The organism is Protaetiibacter larvae, assembly GCF_008365275.1.
Classification (GTDB): domain Bacteria; phylum Actinomycetota; class Actinomycetes; order Actinomycetales; family Microbacteriaceae; genus Homoserinibacter; species Homoserinibacter larvae.
On sequence record NZ_CP043504.1, the window covers coordinates 195,948 to 211,156 of the forward strand.

A 15,209-nucleotide genomic window follows, 5' to 3' on the forward strand; every position below is an offset into this window, starting at 1 on the left:
CAGCTTCCGGATCGCGCCGCCAGCGGGTCAGGGCGGCGGCCCCGCGCGGGCACGCTGCTCGATCGGGACGCCGAACGCCTGTGTGCGCACGGCCACGATCACCTCCATCCCGTCGACTTCGCACGCCGCGAGCGCCACCTGATGCGCCGCGGCGAGCTGCGCCGCGAGCGCGCACGGGGAGCCCGGGATCGCCCCCAGCAGCACGTCGGCTGCGGCGAGCGCCGCGGCGTCCGCGGCGGCAGCCGCACGCGATCGCACGGCGAGAGCCCCGGCAGCGGCGAGCAGCGCGAGCACGAGCGCGAGGGTCGCGCCCACGACCGCGAGGGCCAGCACGCCCCCCGCACCGCGGTCGTCGCGCAGCGCGCCGCGAGCACTCATCGCCCGGCATCCGCGGCACAGCTCGCCGCCGACAGCCGGAGTCCCGCGATCCCGGCCGGCCCGCGTGCGGCGGCGGTGAGCCGAACGCATACGAGCCCGGCATCCGTCCATCGCTCGGTGGTGGTGCCCGGATCGAGCCCCACGGCCGCCGCGTCGAACGGGGCTCCACGACCGAGGGCGCGCGCCGCGACGGCGGCGGCGTCCTGCAGGCGCAGCTGTTGCGAACCCGCCCCGACCGCCCCGAGGCACACCGCCAGCACGAGGACGACCGCGGGCAGCGCCACCGCGAACTCGGCGGCCGCGCTGCCCGCGTCGTCAGCCGCCGAAGGAGAGCGCATTGCGCACCAGATCGGTCAGGATCTGCTGCACCTCCCCCGAGCGCATGATCACGACCAGCAGGCCGGCGAAACCCACCGCGGCCATGATCGTGATGGCGTACTCGGCGGTGGCGGCCCCCTCGTCGCGTCGGGCGCGCGCGATGATGCGTCGGAACATGGTGTGGACTCCTTCTTCTCGGCGTCGGCACGACCCGCGTCCAGCCTGACCGGATGCGGTCCCCTCGGAGCGCCCCGTGCGCGCATCCGGGGACGCCCGCGACCGGGACCTCCCTGGGGAGGACCACTCGATGCGGGTGCGGCTCAGAACGACGCGAGCACGCCGCGCAGGATGCCGATCACGAGCGGCACGACCCCCCACAGCACGAAGGCGGGCAGAAAGCACAGCCCCAGCGGCGCGAGCAGGCGTGAGCCGAGCAGCGCCGCCTGCCGCAGCACCGCCGCGAGCGCGACTCGGCGCAGGCGGGCGGCATCCGCTCGCAGGAGCGCGGCGACCGGGATGCCCGAGCGCTTCGCGAAGGCGAGCGTCTCGTGCGCGTCGGCGAGCGCCACTGCGAGACCGCAGCGGTCCGCGGTCGCCGCCACGAGCGCCGACGCCCGCTCGGGAGTTCCCCCGCTCGCGAGCGCCAGGGCGAGCAGTTCGGAACCGGATCCCGCGAGCGGGTCGTAGCGGCGCGCCGCGGCCACGAGACGCCGATTCCACCGCGCTCCGGCGAACAGCAACGCGGCTCCCCCGGCACCGGCGACCGCGCCCGGCACCGTGCCGAACAGCACGGCCAGCGGGTTCGCGCCGATGAGCAGCCCCATGCCGAGGCCCAGCAGGGGAAGCAGTGCCACGATGCGCGCCGTCGAGATCGGTCCGGCGATCGCGAGGTCGATCTGCCGGTCGGCGTCGGCCAGCGCGCGCAGCGAATCGGCCACCCGGTCCAAGGCCGCGGCGAGCGGCGCACCCGACTCGATCGCGACCACCCAATACGCCGCGAGCAACGCCCAGGCGCGCCCCGTGGAATCCGGCGCCCGCTGCGCCGCGGCGAGCAGCCGATCCGGCACCTCGTACGCGCTCTCGACGTTCGCGGCCTCGGCCCCGAGCGCCGGATGCTCGACCGCCCGCACTGCGGCCAACGGTTCGAGCCCCGCGGCGAGCAGGGTGCCGACGCGCTGCGCCCACGCGGCCACGGCATCCCATTCGTCTCCCGCGGCGGCCCGGACCACGACGACGCTCACACCGCATCCACCCGCAGCCGCCCGCGGGCGCCCAGCCGCAGCGCACCCCACTCGGCGAGCCGTCTGCGACCGTCCGGGGCGCGTTCCAGGTGCAGCACCGCGTCGAGCGCACTCACCGCCTGTCGTGCGGTCGTCTCCGCCGACCATCCCACGAGGGTGCCGAGGGCCTCGAGTCGCGCGGGCACGTCGGCGAGCGAGTTGGCGTGCAGCGTGCCGGCGCCGCCGTCGTGGCCGGTGTTGAGGGCGATGAGCAGTTCCCGCAGCTCCGCCCCGCGGCACTCCCCCACCACGAGCCGGTCCGGGCGCATGCGCAGCGCCTCGCGCACGAGCCGATCCAGCCCGATGGCACCGGCGCCCTCGAGGTTCGGCTGCCGCGCCTCCAGCCGCACGACGTGCGGGTGCGCGATCCGCAGCTCGCCCACGTCCTCGATCACGACGATCCGCTCTCCGGCCGGCGCCGCGCTCAGGAGCGCCCCGAGGAAGGTGGTCTTGCCCGATCCGCCCGCACCCGTCACGAGCAGGTTCGCCCGGCGCGCGACGAGTTCGTCCAGCCGCGCGCGCGGCATTTGGGCGAAGAACCCCTGCGCCTCGAGCGCGTCGAGTGAGAGCGGGTCGGCGCGAGGCAATCGGATCGACACGACCGCTGCGTCGGGGGACACCGGCGGCAGGACCGCGTGCACCCGGATGCCATCGCCGATCCGCACGTCGGCGCAGGGGGTGGCCTCGTCGAGATGGCGACCGCCCGCGGCGATGAGCCGCACCGCGAGCTCGCGCGCCTCCCCGGGCGGCACGCGCAGCCCTCGGACCGGACGCGCCCCGTCTCCGCGGTCGACCCACACCGCGCCATCCGGATTGAGGAAGACATCGGTACAGCGGGGATCCGTCAGGTGCGGCGCGAGCGGCCCGAGCGCGGCGCTGCTCGGCAGACTCATGCGGCCCAGCATCCGGTGCCGGAACCCGCGTGCCACTCGTCTCGGCGTGGTCGGGGGATGCATCGGCGACCGCGCCCCGGGGGAGGACCCGAGCGGGCGGCGGCCGCTTCGATCAGTTGTCGAGAAGCGCCGCGAGCAGCGCGCTTCCTACGCTCGCAGCATGAAAATCACACGCATCACCATCGAGGTCCCCGAGGCGGAACAGCTCGCCTCCGCCGAGGCATTCGCCCACGACGCCCTGAAGCTGGGCGAACTGATCGAGGTCCGCGTCGCCGAGCAGCCGAGCTCGGGCTTCCGCGGCTTCGCGCCATCGCTGATCCTCGTGCAGCCGGACGACGTCGACGCCGCCGTCCGGCGAGCGCTCGCCGCGGGGGCGCAGACGCTCAAACCCGTCTCGAAGAGCCTCTGGGGGTATGGCGGATCGCTCCTGTCGCCGGATGGCACGGTCTGGCAGATCGCGAGCGCCAACAAGACCTCCACCGGACCGGCGACGGGTGAGGTCGAACGCCTCGTCCTGCTGCTGGGGGTCGACAACGTCAAGGCGAGCAAGCGCTTCTACCAGGAGCAAGGCCTCGCCGTCGCGAAGAGCTTCCCCGCCTACGTCGAGTTCGACACCGGCGCGATCAAGCTGGCACTCTACAAGCGGGCCGCGCTCGCGAAACAGGTCGGGATCGATCCGGCCGGATCCGGGTCGCACCGCCTCGCCGTCGACTCGAGCGCGGCGTTCACCGATCCCGATGGCTACCGGTGGCTCGCGGCCGAGGCCGCGCTCCCGGAGCGAGAGGCATAGGAGCTGAGCATGACCATCGTCGACTACCGCGACGTCTCCACCGAGGGGCTCGAGTCCTCCCCCGTTGCAGCGGCCCTCGCCGGCCTGCGCGCCCATGAGGCCCGGTACTTCGCCACCAAGTACCACTCCGACTACCTCACCGCGGCGCCCACCGAGCGTGCCGACGTCGTCGCCTGGGTGGAGGAGATCCTCGGCGAACGCGAGGTCGTGCTGACCTCGCCCCTCCTCGAGGTGTTCGTCTACGAAGACGAGGAGCTGTTCTGGCCGACCCTGTACTTCGCCGACGGTCTGGCGGTCAACGTGCTGTGGACGAAGGCTGCGGACGGGAAGAGGGCGGTCGGGTTCAAGCTCAGCGAAGGGATGGCCCCACCCCGCGAGCTCGCCGCCTTCAACTGGGCGCGCCAGCGTTCGGCGCTGGCCGGCGAGATCCGGGGCAGCTTCTTCGTCATCAAGGGCGATCACCCTCTGCCCGCATCGGCCGCCGCCGAGTAGCGCCTCCCTGTCGCGCGAACGGCGAATGGGGGACAGATCGACGATCGCGGGACGCCGCGAGAGACGGCCGACCGTTAAACGGAGGGGCGGCGCCCACTTGGGGGGGATGGGCGCCGCCACCGCAACGCCTGATTGGGGGGAATCGTGAGCGCTGCGAAATCCGAGAGGTTACGCTCGGTGGCTCACAGTGTACTCCAAAAGGAGGACACCGCAATGGATGATAATCCCTCAATCGGGCCTGGTGCGGGCCGCTCCCGACAGGGCGGCTAGGATCGGGTCGTTCACCGGAAAACCTCCGCGCGACTACCAGGCACAGTCGCGAATCGACACAAGGATGATGACGTCCATGACCTCGATCGACAGCCTGCTCACCGAGACCCGCCGCTTCGCGCCGAGCCCCGAATTCGCCGCCGGCGCCGTCGCCGGGCGCGAGCTCTCCGAGCGCGCCGCAGCCGACCGCCTCGCCTACTGGGCCGACCGCGCCCGCGAGCTGCACTGGCACACACCCTTCCAGTCGGTGCTCGACTGGTCGAACCCGCCGTTCGCGAAGTGGTTCGCCGACGGAAAGCTCAACGTGGCCTACAACTGCCTCGACCGGCACGTGCTGGCGGGCGACGGCGACCGCATCGCGATCCACTGGGAGGGCGAGCCCGGCGACAGCCGCAGCCTCAGCTATGCCGAGCTCACCACCCAGGTGAAGCGCGCCGCCAACGCGCTCGCCGCGCTCGGCATCCGCCAGGGCGACCGCGTCGCGATCTACCTCCCGGTCGTGCCGGAGGCGGTCGTCGCAATGCTCGCGGTGGCCCGTCTCGGCGCCATCCACTCGGTCGTCTTCGGCGGCTTCAGCGCCGAGTCGTTGAGGGCTCGCGTGGAGGACGCGGATGCCAAGCTCGTCATCACCGCCGACGGCGGCTACCGCAAGGGCAAGGTGTTCCCGCTCAAGGCGACCGTCGACGCGGCGCTCGAGGGCACCACGAGCGTGCAGCACGTGCTCGTCGTGAAGCGCGGCGGCAACGAGGTCGCCTGGACCGAGGGGCGCGACATCTGGTGGGACGACGCCCTCGAGGCCGCCGACCTCGACCACGAGGCGCAGGGCTTCGAGGCCGAGAACCCGCTGTTCATCCTCTACACCTCGGGCACCACCGGGAAGCCGAAGGGCATCCTCCACAGCTCCGGCGGCTACCTCACCCAGGCGGCGGCGACGCACCACGACGTGTTCGACCTGCATCCCGAGACCGACGTGTACTGGTGCACGGCCGACATCGGCTGGGTCACCGGTCACAGCTACGTCGTCTACGGCCCGCTCGCCAACGGCGCCACCCAGCTGCTCTACGAGGGCACCCCCGACACCCCGCACCCGGGGCGCTGGTGGGAGCTCATCGAGAAGTACGGCGTGACGATCCTCTACACGGCACCCACCGCGATCCGCTCCTTCATGAAGCTGGGGCGGCAGATCCCGCAGGGCTTCGACCTGTCGAGCCTGCGGCTGCTCGGCTCGGTGGGCGAGCCCATCAACCCGGAGGCGTGGATCTGGTACCGCGAGGTGATCGGCGCGGGCACGACCCCGATCGTCGACACCTGGTGGCAGACCGAGACCGGCGCGATCATGATCTCCGCCCTGCCGGGCATCACGACCCTCAAGCCGGGCAGCGCCCAGGTGCCGATCCCGGGGGTGAAGATCGACATCCTCACCGACGACGGCGCGCGCGTGGATCCGCCGAACGGCGGCCTGCTGACGGTGCGCGAGCCGTGGCCGTCGATGGCGCGCGGCATCTGGGGCGACCCGGACCGCTTCGTGGAGACGTACTGGGAGAAGTTCCGTGATCTCGGCTGGCGCTACTTCGCGGGCGACGGCGCGCACGTCGACGAGGACGGCGACATCTGGCTGCTGGGCCGCATCGACGACGTCATGAACGTGTCGGGGCACCGGCTGTCGACCACCGAGATCGAGTCGGCGCTCGTCGGCAACCCGATGGTCGCCGAGGCGGCCGTCGTGGGGGCGGCGGATGAGACGACCGGCCAGGCGGTCGTGGCGTTCGTGATCGTCAAGCAGTCGCACCGCGCCGAGCACAGCGACGAGGAGTTCTCGGAGCTGTTGCGCGCCCACGTGACGACGGCGATCGGGGCGATCGCCCGCCCGCGTCAGGTGTTCATCGTGACCGAGCTGCCGAAGACCCGCTCGGGCAAGATCATGCGCCGCCTGCTGCGCGATGTCGCCGAGGGCCGCGCCATCGGCGACACGACGACGCTCGCCGACACCTCGGTCATGCAGGTGATCAGCGACAAGCTCGCCGCGGGAGCCCCGAGCGAGGACTGAGCCCGCACATGGGGCGGTTTCGGCTGGATGGCGCGGCTTCGCCGGTGCCATCCAGCCGAAACCGCCCCATCCGTCGGCGGGAGCGCTGCCGCGGGCTACGCGAACTCGAGGATGAGCTCCACCTCGACGGGCGCGTCGAGCGGCAGCACCGCCACGCCCACCGCGGAGCGCGCGTGCGCGCCGATGTCGCCGAAGACCTCGCCCAGCAGCTCGGAGGCGCCGTTGACGACGCCAGGCTGCCCGGTGAAGTCGGGGGCGGATGCCACGAATCCGACCACCTTCACGACGCGCGTGACGCGGTCGAGCGAGCCGATCACCGACTCGGCGGCGGCGAGCGCGTTGAGCGCGCAGATGCGGGCGAACTGCTTCGCCTCCTCCGCGTTCACCTCGGCACCCACCTTGCCGACCGCGGGCAGCACGCCACCCACCATCGGCAGCTGGCCGGCCGTGAAGACGAGGTTGCCGCTCGTCACCGCGGGAACGTATGCCGCGACCGGCGTGACCACGGGCGGGAGCGCGAGCCCCAGTTCGGCCAGGCGATCCGACACGCTCACGACGCGCTCCCCTCGACCGGGCGCTTCAGGTAGGCGACGAGCCCGCCCTCCGGACCCTGCACGATCTGCACCAGTTCCCAGCCCTGTGCGCCCCAGTTGTTGAGGATGGCGGTGGTGTTGTGGATGAGGAGCGGCGTGGTGAGGTATTCCCAAGTCGGCACTTTAGGGGGTTCCGTTCAGCTATCGGGCAGGAGGCATCCCGTACCCTGAACCCTATGCCCGCTCAAGGATCCTCGGCTAGGAGTCTGCTCGGGGCCGGTCTCGGCCTCGTCGGCTTCAGTGCCATCGCCGGCCTCCTGGTCACCGTCATGGTCGCGCCCGCGATCGCCGTCACCGGTATGACGGCCAACAACTCGCTCAACGTCTTCCAAGAGCTTCCCGACTACATCGAGATCTCCCAGCAGCACCAGCGCAACACCTTCGTGGCGATCGCGTCGGACGGCACCGAGATCCCGATCGCCGAGGTCTTCGACCAGAACCGCGAAGAGGTGTCGCTCGACGCCATCGACGATGACCTCAAGTGGGCGGCCATCGACGGCGAGGACCGCCGCTTCTACGAGCACGGCGGGGTGGATGTGCCGTCACTCGTGCGCGCCGCCATCGGTCAGGCCACCAAGACGAGCACCTCGGGCGCCTCGACCCTCTCGATGCAGCTCGTGCGCAACCTGCTCGTGCTGAAGGCCGCCAACACGCCGCTCACCGACGACTACACCGAGGACCAGCGCGACGCCGACGTCGCCGCGGCCACCGAGCCTGACCTCAACCGCAAGATCAAAGAGATGAAGCTCGCGATCGGCCTGGAGAAGAAGTACACCAAGGACGAGATCCTCGCGGGCTACCTCAACATCGTGCTCATGGGCGGCACCACCTACGGCGTCGAGGCCGGTGCGCAGCGCTACTTCGGCGTGTCGGCGAAGGATGTCACCCCCGCGCAGGCCGCGAGCCTCATCGCGATCGTGCAGAACCCGAGCCACAACGGCCTCAACAACCCCGAGAACTTCGCGGACAACAAGGAGCGCCGCGACATCATCCTCGGCTGGATGTACGAGCAGAAGCACCTCACGAAGGCCGAGTACCAGGAGGCGCTCGCCACCCCGGTCGACGAGACCACGGTCAGCTCCAACGCCCCGCGCAGCGGGTGCGCCTCGGCCCCGGTCGAGTACCGCTTCCCCTGCGACTACGCGCTCAAGAGCATCCTGAACGGCGAGGTGCCCTCGCTCGGCACGACCAAGGACGAACAGCTGGCCACCTGGAAGCAGGGCGGCCTCAAGGTCGTGCTGACCATCCAGCCGAACCTGCAGGGCGAGGCCACCGCGCTCGCCGGCCAGTACGCACCGGCCACCGAGACGCGCTTTCAGCTGGGTGCCGCCATCGACACCGTGCAGGTGGGCACCGGCCGCATCCTCGTGATGGCGCAGAACAAGACCTTCGACGACACCGGTGCGGGCGACGCAACCACCACGGCCGTGAATCTCGGCGCCGACCAGCGCCACGGCGGCGGCAGCGGATTCCAGCCCGGGTCGACCTACAAGCCCTACACCCTGCTGTCGTTCCTGGCGGCCGGCCACGGCATCAACGAGTCGTTCGACGCCGGCAAGCTCGAGCTGCCTGCCGGCGCCTTCACGGACTGCAACGGCGAACAGGACAAGGCCAAGTACCGCAACGACCAGAACGAGAAGGGCTCGTACACGGTCGCGCGCGGCACCGCATGGTCCGTGAACTCGGTCTTCATGCAGATGGCGACCGAGGTCGACCAGTGCTCCACGAAGGAGATCGCCCGCTCGATCGGCGTGCACCGCGGTGACGGCAACCCCGACGGCTCCGACCTGCACACCCGCCCCTCCTGCGTGATCGGCGGCTGCGAGAACAACATCGCTCCCCTCACCCAGGCGGCCGCGTATGCGGCGATCGCCAACCAGGGCGTGTACTGCAAGCCGATCATCATCGACCACATCTACGACAGCTCCGGCACCGACATCGGCGGACAGCCGCAGGAGTGCGGGCCCTCGCTCGTGGCCGCCAACGTGGCCAACACGGCCGCCTACGCGATGGCGGGCGTCATGACCGGGACAGCCGCCGCCTCCAACCCGAAGGACGGCACGCCCTACATCGGCAAGACGGGCACCACCGACGAGTCGTGGCACACCTGGATGGTCGGCAGCTCGACCGCTGCGTCGACCGCCGTGTGGGTGGGCAACATCTCCGGCAAGCAGCAGCTGCGCCGCATCAGCGTCAACGGCATCAACGCAGCCGTGCTCCGCCACCGCATCTTCCTGCCGCTCGCGAAGTCGATCGACGCGATCCTCCCCGGCTCGGCCTTCCAGCCGCCGGACCCGGCGCTGCTCACCGGCACCCCGGTGTTCGTGCCCGACGGCCTCGTCGGCATGACCCCCGAGCAGGCGAAGGCGGCCATCGAGCTCGCGAAGCTCAGCTATGAGGACGGCGGCCAGATGGACTCCGACCTGCCGATCGGCACGGTCGTCGCCACCGACCCCGCGCCCGGCGCATCGGTGCCGAAGGGCACCACCGTGAAGGTGTTCACGAGCAACGGGCAGTCCGCGGCGATCCCGGACGTGGTGAGCGCCCACCAGAGCTACAACAGCGCGAAGAACCAGTTGCAGGCGGCGGGCTTCACGAACGTGCCCCCGGCGGGTTGCGAAGTCGGCCTGCCGACGGATCCCGACCTCAACACCGTGGTCGCACAGGATCCGGCAGCAGGCTCCGTGCTCAACAAGAACACGGCCATCGTCCTCACGGTGCGAAAGCTCAGCTGCCCGTGAGCCCCGCAGGACGCGTGGTCGCCGGCGCGCTCGGTGCGGCGGCGACCACGGGTCTTGCCGCCCTCGCCTGGGGGGTGCTCGTGGAGCGCAACCGGTTCACGGTGCGCCACGAGACGCTCGCCGTGCTCGAACCGGACGCCCGGCCGATCACGATCCTGCACCTGAGCGACCTGCACATGGCGCCCTGGCAGCGCGCGAAGCAGGACTTCGTGCGGTCGCTCGCCGTGTACGAGCCCGACCTCGTGATCGACACGGGCGACAACCTCGGCCACGCCGAGGGACTGGCGGGCATCCGTCGCGCGCTCGAGCCCTTCGCGGGCGTGGCCGGGGTGTTCGTGCACGGCTCGAACGACTACTACGGCCCCGTGCTCAAGAACCCCTTCGGCTACTTCAGCGACCGCGCACGCCGCTCCGGGGAACGCGCCGAACGGCTCGACACCGACGCACTCGACTCCTACCTCGGTGAGGAGCTCGGCTGGCACGACCTCAACAACGCGGTTCGCGCGATCGAGCTCAAGGGCACCCGCCTCGAGTTCCTCGGCACGGCGGATGCGCACCGCAACTGGGATCGACTCGGCGAACTGCCCGGCGCGATCGAGCAGTTGCGCGAGAACGTCGAATGGTCGACGCCCGGTCCCCGGCAGGTGCTCACGCTCGGGGTCACCCACGCGCCCTACCAGCGCGTGCTCGACGCCTTCGTGAGCCAGGATGCCGACCTCATCCTCGCGGGCCACACCCACGGCGGCCAGGTGCGCATCCCGGGCCGCCCGGCGCTCGTCACCAACTGCGACATCCCGCACGCCCAGGCGCAGGGCCTCAGCGTGTGGCGCACCGGCACGAAGAGCGCCTTCCTGGAGGTGTCGGCAGGGCTCGGCACCTCGATCTACGCGCCCGTGCGGTTCGCGTGCCCACCCGAGGCGGTCGTGCTGACCCTCACCCCGGTGCCGCTGCCCGCCTGACACGCGTGAGGGCCGCCCGAAGGCGGCCCTCACACTGGTCGGGGTAACAGGATTTGAACCTGCGGCCTCGTCGTCCCGAACGACGCGCGCTACCAAGCTGCGCCATACCCCGCTGCTGCCATCGGCAACCTGTCAAGGATACCCGATCCGCGGCGGGCTCCGCGTCATGGTGCGGTTTCGGCTGGGTGGCACCGGCGAAGCCGCGCCACCCAGCCGAAACCGCACCACTCACGTGAAGTCGGCGTCGGGTTCCGTGCGGTAGCTGAAGTCGAGCCGGGGACGCCAGCCGCGGTTGAGCACCCCGCCCGACTCCTCCAGGTAGCAGGCGCCGCACAGCGACTCGTAGGTGACGTCCTCGCCGTCGATCGCCACCTGGTCGCCGTCGAAGATGAAGCGGTCGCCGATCTTGCGCGCGTTGAACACGGCCTTGCGCCCGCAGCGGCAGATGGTCTTCAGCTCCTCGAGGGAGTGGGCGATCTCGAGCAGTCGGCGGCTGCCGGGAAACGCGACCGTCTGGAAGTCGGTGCGGATGCCGTACGCCAGCACCGGGATGTCGAGCTGGATCGCGATCCGCAGCAGGTCGTCGACCTGCCCCTCGGTGAGGAACTGCGCCTCGTCCACCAGCAGGCACGAGACGTCGCCGCCCTCCGCAGCCACTCGTGCGCGCTCCTGGTGGAAGCGCGCCAGCAGATCCTCGTTCGAGGCGACCGTGAAGTCGGCCCGCCGCACCACGCCGAGACGCGACACGATCGCGTCGTCGCCCTTCGAGTCGATCGCGGGCTTCGCGAGCAACACGCGGTGCCCGCGCTCCTCGTAGTTGTAGGCGGCCTGCAGCAGCGCGGTGCTCTTGCCGGAGTTCATCGCTCCGTAACGGAAGTACAGCTTCGCCACTACTCGAGGTATCCGTCCTCGGCTGCGCGCCGGATCAGTTCCGCCTTCTTGCCGGCGGGTCGCCCCACCTTCGCGTACTTCTCGCGCACCCGCCGCAGGTAGGTCTTGGCCGTCTCGTACTGCACGTTCATCTCCTCGGCGACGGCGACCGTGCTGTAACCGGAGACGTACAACCGGAACGCCTCCTCCTCGCCCGGGCTGAGCTTGGGCTTCACCTGCTGCAGAGGTGGGGCGGCGCTGGCGCTGCGCTCGACAGCGGTGTCGTCGAGCGCCTCGATCCCCATGACGCGCCGAGCCGCGGCCATGACCGCGTTCATCGGAAGGGCCTTCGCGAGGAAGTCGGATGCGCCGGCCGCAAGCGCCCGCTCGCGGGCCTCGCGAGTGTCGAGGCTCGACAGCACGATCACCTTGGCGCCCGCCGCGCGGCAGGTGCGCACGCGCGCCTCGATCGAGATCGCCTCCTTGAGCTGGAAGTCGATGAACACGAGATCGGTGGGGAACGCCTCGCTCTGCACGAGCTCCAGCCAGTTCGCCGCACCCAGCACGACCTCGAAGTCGGGGGCGTTGTGGTTGATCCAGGTGCTCAGGGTGTCGAGCAGCACCTCATGGTCGTCGAGGATCGCGAGCCGCACCACGGCACCCCCGGCGTCACCGCGCACCGAGGCGGCACTGAGGGTCGGGTTCATGGCCTCGAGCCTACCGCTGTACCCCACCCGATGAGGCCCGCGGCCCGGCCCGGAGGGGCGCCTCGGGCGTCCGCCTCAGAAGAGAGTCGGCTGCAGGGCGGATGCCGCGGCGGGGCTCAACTCCGCGGCGAGCGAGGCGACCTCGGTGGAGGACGGCGCGCCCGTCGCCGCATCCACGCGCGGGCGGTCCAGCCCGTAGCGGCGCAGCAGGGGTCGGATGCGCGCCGCGAGCTGCCGGCGATACTCCTTCGGCGCGTAGGCGCCCGCACCGTACAGCTCGCGGTAGCGCGGCGCGAGCTCGGGATGCTCGCGCACGAGCCACGCCGCGAACCACTCCTTCGCGCCCGGCCGCAGGTGCAGCGCGCTGTAGGCGACGCTCGAGGCGCCGGCCTCGGCGATCCGCTCGAGCGCACGCTCGAGCTCGGCCCGCGAGTCGGTCAGGTACGGCAGCACGGGCATGAGGAACACCGCGCACGGCAGCCCCGCATCCCGCACCGCGCGCACCGTGGCGAGCCGTGCAGCGGTGCTGGGGGCGCCGGGCTCGATCGAGCGCTGCAGCTCGTCGTCGTACACGGCGATCGACATCGCCGTCTCGACCGGAACCCGCTCGGCGGCCGCCTGCAGCAGGGGGATGTCGCGGCGCAGCAGGGTGCCCTTGGTGAGGATGCTGAGCGGGGTGCCCGAGGCGGCGAGCGCCGCGATCACCCCCGGCATGAGCCGATAGCGGCCCTCCGCCCGCTGGTAGGGGTCGGTGTTGGTGCCCAGGGCCACGTTCGGCCGCAGCCATCCGGGGCGGGCGAGCTCGCGCTCGAGCACCTCCACGAGGTTGACCTTCACCACGATCTGCGTGTCGAAATCGTGTCCGGCGTCGAAGTCGAGGTACTCGTGCGTCTTGCGGGCGAAGCAGAAGACGCACTGGTGGCTGCAGCCGCGGTAGGGGTTGATGGTCCAGCCGAAGGGGAGCGCCTTCGACGACCCGGGAACATGGTTGAGCGCGGACTTCGCGAGCACCTCATGGAAGGTGAGGCCCGCGAACTCGGGCGTCTGCACGGTGCGCACGAGGTTATTGAGTCGAGCCAGTCCCGGCAGGGCGTCGTCGCGCTCGACGCCCAGCTCCTGCCCGCTCCACCGCATCCACACATTCGAACACGCGTTCGACCCCGAGTCAACCGTGACTCTCCCTCACGCTGCAGCGTTGGGCAGACGGGCGGAGGGCGAGCTCGGGTCCGGACCAGCGGCGACGCAGCCAGCGGTCGTGACTGGCCACCACGACCGCGCCCGGGTAGCCGCCGAGCGCGTCCTCGAGTTCGGAAGCCAAGGCGAGCGAGAGGTGGTTGGTGGGCTCGTCCAACAGGAACAGATGCGGCGGTCGCGCGATGATGAGGGCGAGGGCGGTGCGCCGCTGCTGACCCACCGAGAGCCTCCCGACGGGACGATCGAGATCGCGTTCGGCGAGCAGGCCGAGGCCCGCGAGCGGCAGCTCGGCGGCCCGCCGCTCGCCCAGCGTCCGCTCGTAGAGCTCGCGAGGCGTCCGTGCCGGTTCCTGCCAGCGCACATCCTGGTCGAGCACCGCCACCCGCAACCCCTTGCGGCGCGACACCCGGCCGGCATCCGGGGCCACCCGCCCCGCCAGCACCGACAACAGGGTCGACTTGCCGACCCCGTTCGGCCCCGTGACGAGCAGCCGCGCGTCCGGGGCGAGCTCGAGCGCATCGAGCGCCAGACGACCGTCGACGCGCGCGCCCTCCACCGCCACGAGCGGCTCGTCGCCCTCCAGCAGGTGCGAGCCGGCGGGGATGCCCGCGAAGCTCAGCAGGGTCGGCGGCTCCCCGACCCGCGCCTCGCGCAGTCCCTCCAGCCGCCCGGCGGCGTTGCGGACCCGGCGCGCCACCTGCTGCTGGTGGTGGTCGGCACGGAAGTCGTATCCCATCTTCTCGTTGTCGCGGCGGGCGCGGCCCGGCGCCAGTCGCCGCGCGGTCACCGCGACGGCGTGCTCGAGCTCGGCGAGCTCCTGCTCCTCCTCGGCGAACCGCGCCTCCCAGCGCGCCCGCTCGGCGGCCTTCGCCGCGAGGTAGTCGCTGTAGCCGCCGCCGTAGCGGGTGACGCCGTCGGAGGCTGCCGGGTCGATGTCGACGAGCCCCGTCGCCACCTCGTCGAGGAAGGCACGATCGTGGCTCGCGAACAGCACCGGCCCGCGCCAGGTGCGCAACCGCCCGACAAGGAAGCCGACGGCGGCATCGTCGAGATGGTTGGTCGGCTCGTCGAGCAGCAGCGCCTCCGGTCGGGCCAGCAGCAGCGCGGCGAGCGCGAAGCGACTGCGCTGCCCGCCCGACACCTCGCCGATCGGGCGCTCGAGCGGGATGCCCGCCACCCCGAGCCCGTCGAGGATCTCGTCGCGCCGGCCGTCGAGCGTCCACAGCTCGGCACGCTCGGCGGCGTCCAGCAGGGCGGCATAGCGGTCCGCCGCATCCGGAGCGTCGCCCGACAGCGCCGCGGCGGCCTCGTCGAGCTCGCGCTCGAGCCGCCGCAGCGTCCCCAGCTCGGCCTCCAGGATCGCGGACACCGGATGCGCGGGATCGGCGGCCACCTCCTGCCGCAGCAGGCCCGTGGCGACCGGCCGCTCGACGCGGCCGGCATCCGGTTCGAGCTCCCCCGCGAGCACGCCGAGCAGCGTCGACTTGCCGGCACCGTTCTCGCCGAGCAGCCCCACGCGCTGCCCGGGCGAGACGGTCAGAGAGAGGTCGGTGAGTACGCGGCGCTCGCCGAAGGACACGCTGACGCCGTCGGCGCGCAGCACAGAAGAAGGGATGAAGGGGTGTCGCACGAAAGCTGCTCCGAGCACTCGACCCTCGACACGTTCGAGGGGAGCGG

Annotated in this window: 16 protein-coding genes and 1 tRNA gene; 5 read left to right on the forward strand and 12 right to left on the reverse strand. The window is 71.5% G+C overall.

Annotation, left to right across the window (positions count from 1 at the left end; translation table 11 throughout):
- Window positions 1-27: 27 nt before the first annotated feature.
- From FLP23_RS00850 to FLP23_RS00870, 5 genes are all read right to left on the reverse strand, one after another.
- The gene (locus tag FLP23_RS00850) at window positions 28-378 is read right to left on the reverse strand and encodes an Rv3654c family TadE-like protein (RefSeq protein ID WP_149324130.1); all 351 of its coding nucleotides are present in this window, start codon (window positions 376-378) and stop codon (window positions 28-30) included.
- Entirely contained in the window at window positions 375-716 is a 342-nt protein-coding gene (locus tag FLP23_RS00855) for a TadE family type IV pilus minor pilin (protein WP_149324131.1), read from the reverse strand. Before FLP23_RS00855 ends, FLP23_RS00850 begins: the two co-directional genes overlap by 4 nt.
- Complete coding sequence (locus FLP23_RS00860; RefSeq protein ID WP_149324132.1) at window positions 694-873, reverse strand: DUF4244 domain-containing protein; 180 nt, start codon at window positions 871-873, stop codon at window positions 694-696. The genes FLP23_RS00855 and FLP23_RS00860 overlap by 23 nt, the downstream gene beginning before the upstream one ends.
- A gap of 143 nt (window positions 874-1,016) precedes the next feature.
- Window positions 1,017-1,937, reverse strand: a complete 921-nt coding sequence (locus tag FLP23_RS12530; RefSeq protein WP_168200339.1) for a type II secretion system F family protein — start codon at window positions 1,935-1,937, stop codon at window positions 1,017-1,019.
- The gene (locus FLP23_RS00870) at window positions 1,934-2,869 is read right to left on the reverse strand and encodes a TadA family conjugal transfer-associated ATPase (protein ID WP_246140007.1); all 936 of its coding nucleotides are present in this window, start codon (window positions 2,867-2,869) and stop codon (window positions 1,934-1,936) included. The genes FLP23_RS12530 and FLP23_RS00870 overlap by 4 nt, the downstream gene beginning before the upstream one ends.
- A gap of 160 nt (window positions 2,870-3,029) precedes the next feature.
- Between FLP23_RS00870 and FLP23_RS00875 the strand changes: the two genes are divergently transcribed.
- The 3 genes from FLP23_RS00875 (at window position 3,030) to acs (ending at window position 6,468) form a co-directional block, all read left to right on the forward strand.
- Window positions 3,030-3,659: a VOC family protein gene (locus tag FLP23_RS00875; RefSeq protein ID WP_149324135.1), complete on the forward strand. Its 630-nt coding sequence runs from the start codon at window positions 3,030-3,032 to the stop codon at window positions 3,657-3,659.
- Between the two features lie 9 nt (window positions 3,660-3,668).
- Window positions 3,669-4,151: a phage tail protein gene (locus FLP23_RS00880; RefSeq protein ID WP_149324136.1), complete on the forward strand. Its 483-nt coding sequence runs from the start codon at window positions 3,669-3,671 to the stop codon at window positions 4,149-4,151.
- 346 nt (window positions 4,152-4,497) lie between these two features.
- The gene (gene acs, locus FLP23_RS00885) at window positions 4,498-6,468 is read left to right on the forward strand and encodes an acetate--CoA ligase (protein ID WP_149324137.1); all 1,971 of its coding nucleotides are present in this window, start codon (window positions 4,498-4,500) and stop codon (window positions 6,466-6,468) included.
- A 95-nt stretch (window positions 6,469-6,563) separates the two neighbouring features.
- Here the strand turns inward: acs and FLP23_RS00890 are convergent, their stop codons facing one another.
- Together FLP23_RS00890 and sp36 are read right to left on the reverse strand one after the other, a co-directional pair.
- Window positions 6,564-7,022: a RidA family protein gene (locus tag FLP23_RS00890; RefSeq protein ID WP_168200328.1), complete on the reverse strand. Its 459-nt coding sequence runs from the start codon at window positions 7,020-7,022 to the stop codon at window positions 6,564-6,566.
- Complete coding sequence (gene sp36, locus FLP23_RS00895) at window positions 7,019-7,183, reverse strand: Sp36 family protein (RefSeq protein ID WP_149324138.1); 165 nt, start codon at window positions 7,181-7,183, stop codon at window positions 7,019-7,021. The genes FLP23_RS00890 and sp36 overlap by 4 nt, the downstream gene beginning before the upstream one ends.
- Before the next feature lie 54 nt (window positions 7,184-7,237).
- Between sp36 and FLP23_RS00900 the strand changes: the two genes are divergently transcribed.
- The gene (locus FLP23_RS00900; RefSeq protein ID WP_149324139.1) at window positions 7,238-9,802 is read left to right on the forward strand and encodes a transglycosylase domain-containing protein; all 2,565 of its coding nucleotides are present in this window, start codon (window positions 7,238-7,240) and stop codon (window positions 9,800-9,802) included.
- Window positions 9,799-10,761: a metallophosphoesterase gene (locus FLP23_RS00905; RefSeq protein ID WP_246140008.1), complete on the forward strand. Its 963-nt coding sequence runs from the start codon at window positions 9,799-9,801 to the stop codon at window positions 10,759-10,761. The genes FLP23_RS00900 and FLP23_RS00905 overlap by 4 nt, the downstream gene beginning before the upstream one ends.
- A gap of 35 nt (window positions 10,762-10,796) precedes the next feature.
- Here the strand turns inward: FLP23_RS00905 and FLP23_RS00910 are convergent.
- The 5 genes from FLP23_RS00910 to FLP23_RS00930 form a co-directional block, all read right to left on the reverse strand.
- Window positions 10,797-10,873: transfer RNA gene (locus FLP23_RS00910), tRNA-Pro, on the reverse strand.
- A gap of 116 nt (window positions 10,874-10,989) precedes the next feature.
- Window positions 10,990-11,652, reverse strand: coding sequence for a thymidine kinase (locus FLP23_RS00915; RefSeq protein WP_149324140.1), 663 nt, complete (start codon window positions 11,650-11,652; stop codon window positions 10,990-10,992).
- Window positions 11,652-12,338 carry a response regulator transcription factor gene (locus tag FLP23_RS00920; RefSeq protein ID WP_149324141.1) on the reverse strand — a complete coding sequence of 229 codons (687 nt, stop codon included), beginning with the start codon at window positions 12,336-12,338 and terminating at the stop codon, window positions 11,652-11,654. The genes FLP23_RS00915 and FLP23_RS00920 overlap by 1 nt, the downstream gene beginning before the upstream one ends.
- A 75-nt stretch (window positions 12,339-12,413) precedes the next feature.
- On the reverse strand, window positions 12,414-13,472 hold the full coding sequence (locus FLP23_RS00925) for an Rv2578c family radical SAM protein (RefSeq protein ID WP_149324142.1): 1,059 nt from the start codon (window positions 13,470-13,472) through the stop codon (window positions 12,414-12,416).
- Between the two features lie 31 nt (window positions 13,473-13,503).
- Window positions 13,504-15,135, reverse strand: coding sequence for an ABC-F family ATP-binding cassette domain-containing protein (locus tag FLP23_RS00930; protein WP_246140009.1), 1,632 nt, complete (start codon window positions 15,133-15,135; stop codon window positions 13,504-13,506).
- Window positions 15,136-15,209 lie beyond the last annotated feature (74 nt).